Genomic DNA, 2485 nt, shown 5'->3' on the forward strand with positions numbered 1-2485 from the left:
AACTCGGCGGTTTCCCAGTTCATCCGCTGCGCCAGCAGTTTCAGGGACTTGCGGATATCCTCGACTGTGTTTTGCGTCTCGGCGCGCATGGGGAAACCTTATTGTTAGTGTAAACTCAGTGCGAGGTGATAGCCGCTTGGGCCGTGACGGGCATGGGAGCTGTGGCGCGCCGGGCGGAGTTTTTGCCTGCCGCGCGCCCGTCCGCGATCAGATCAATACAGACCGCCCGAGGACACCGAGCCAAAGCTGGCTTTCGGTCCCACGGTCGCCTTCTTGCCGGTCGAGGTCGTGACCACCTCGCCCGAGTCGGATTCCCCCGGTTCGAACAGCGGCAGGTCCGACCCCATGGCAAAGCCCCCATCGACCAGCGCCGCCATGCCGAACAACGGATCTTCGCCATCGCGGAAATATTCGGCCACGACGTTTTCGCCCTCGGCATCATTGGGCAGACGGGCGCCGGAATAACGGTCGATCTTGATGAAATGCCCGCCCGGCGGCACTTTGAACTTGCCGCCGCCGTATTTCTCGACCGCGTGCTGCATGAAGGTGTTGAACACCGGCGCGCACATGGTGCCGCCCGCCGCGCCCCGGCCCAGCGGGCGCGGGATGTCATGGCCCATATAACAGCCCGCGACGATATTCGAGGTAAAGCCGACGAACCACACATCCTTGGATTCGTTGGTGGTGCCGGTCTTGCCCGCCGTCGGCACGCCCAGATTGACCCGCCCGGCAGCCGTGCCGCGTTCGACCACGCCGCGCATCATCGAGGTCAGCTGATAGGCGGTGATGGCGTTGATCACCCGCTCGCGCGAGGAAATGATCGTCGGTGCCTCGCCCTCGGCCAGATCGCGCACCTGACAATCGGCACAGTTGCGCGGATCGTGGCGATAGATCGTCTTGCCCCAGCGGTCCTGCACCCGGTCCACCAGCGTCGGTTCGACCCGCTCGCCGCCATTGGCAAACATCGCATAGGCCGAGACCATCTTGAACAGGGTGGTTTCCTGACTGCCCAGCGCGTTGGCAAGGAACGGGTCCAGCCGGTCATAGACGCCAAAGCGTTCGGCATAGCCGGCAACGGTCTCCATACCGATTTCCTGCGCCAGACGCACGGTCATCAGGTTCCGCGAATGCTCGATCCCGGTGCGCAGCGGCGTCGGGCCGTAGAATTTGTTCGAGGCGTTCTTGGGCCGCCAGATCCCGGCGCCGGTTTCAACCTCGATCGGGGCGTCAATGACGATGGTCGCCGGGGTAAAGCCCGAATCCAGCGCGGTCGCATAGACGAAAGGTTTGAAGCTTGAGCCGGGCTGACGCGTCGCTTGAGTGGCGCGGTTGAACACCGAATCCTGATAGCTGAACCCGCCCTGCATGGCGATCACCCGGCCGGTATTGACGTCCATGGCAACAAAGCCGCCCTGAATTTCCGGGATCTGCCGCAGCGACCAGCGCATAAAGCTGCCGTCGCTGTCATTGGTCAGGGCGCTGACCAGCACCACATCGCCGACCGAGACCAGATCGCCCGCCACCCGCGCCTTGGCAGCCAGCTTGCCATCGGCCAACTGCTTGCGCGCCCAAGTCACGTCGTCGGCGGGAATCCAATGGCCGTCGGCGTCTTCGTCCACGCCTTCGATCCCGACCCGGGCCGCGCTTTTGCCTAGTTCCAGCACCACCGCCGGGTGCCAGCCAATGACATCGCGCGACATCTCGATCGCGGACAGGGCGGCGCGCCAGGCCTCTTCGGTTTTCAACTGGTCGGCGGGGATGGTCTTGCCGGTGCCGCGCCAGACCCCGCGCGAACGGTCATAGCTTTCTAGCCCATCGCGCAACGCCTGCGCCGCCAGAACCTGAAGGTCGGGGTCGATGGTGGCGCGAATGGTCAGACCGCCGCCAAAAAACTCGCCCTCGCCGAAATCGCTGCTCAGCTGGCGGCGCACCTCGTCGGTGAAATAGTCGCGCGGCGGCAGGCTGTCGCGGAAGGCCGGGTAATCGCCGTTCTGCACCGTCAACAGCGGCGCGGCGCGGGCGGCCTCATAGGTAGGCTGATCGATATAGCCATTCTCGAACATCTCGCGCAGAACAAAGTCGCGGCGCTCGATCGCGCGGTCCTTTTCGCGCACCGGGTGATAGGTCGAAGGCGCCTTGGGCAGCGCCGCCAGATAGGCGGCCTCTTGCGGGGCCAGTTCGGCCAAAGTCTTGTTGAAATAGGTCTGGGCGGCCGCCGCCACGCCATACGAGTTCTGGCCAAGGAAAATCTCGTTCAGATACAGCTCAAGGATCTGGTCCTTGCTCAGGCTTTTCTCGATCCTTGTGGCAAGGATCAGTTCCTTGACCTTGCGTTCCCCGGTGCGGTCGCCGGACAGCAGGAAGTTCTTCATCACCTGCTGGGTGATGGTCGAAGCGCCGCGCACGTTCTTGCCCCGGCTTTTCGCAGCGTCAATCGCCGCCGCCAGAATGCCGCGCGCGTCATAGCCCTTGTGGCTATAGAAAT

At 63.7% G+C, this 2485-nt stretch carries 1 protein-coding gene; it reads right to left on the bottom strand.

Annotated elements, in window-relative coordinates; translation table 11 throughout:
* Positions 1-212: 212 nt before the first annotated feature.
* Positions 213-2485, bottom strand: a 2273-nt coding sequence (locus ABYW26_RS13335; RefSeq protein ID WP_372605405.1) for a penicillin-binding protein 1A, incomplete at its 5' end; no start/stop codon positions are given.

Source organism: Actibacterium sp., assembly GCF_041584535.1.
GTDB lineage: Bacteria > Pseudomonadota > Alphaproteobacteria > Rhodobacterales > Rhodobacteraceae > Actibacterium_D.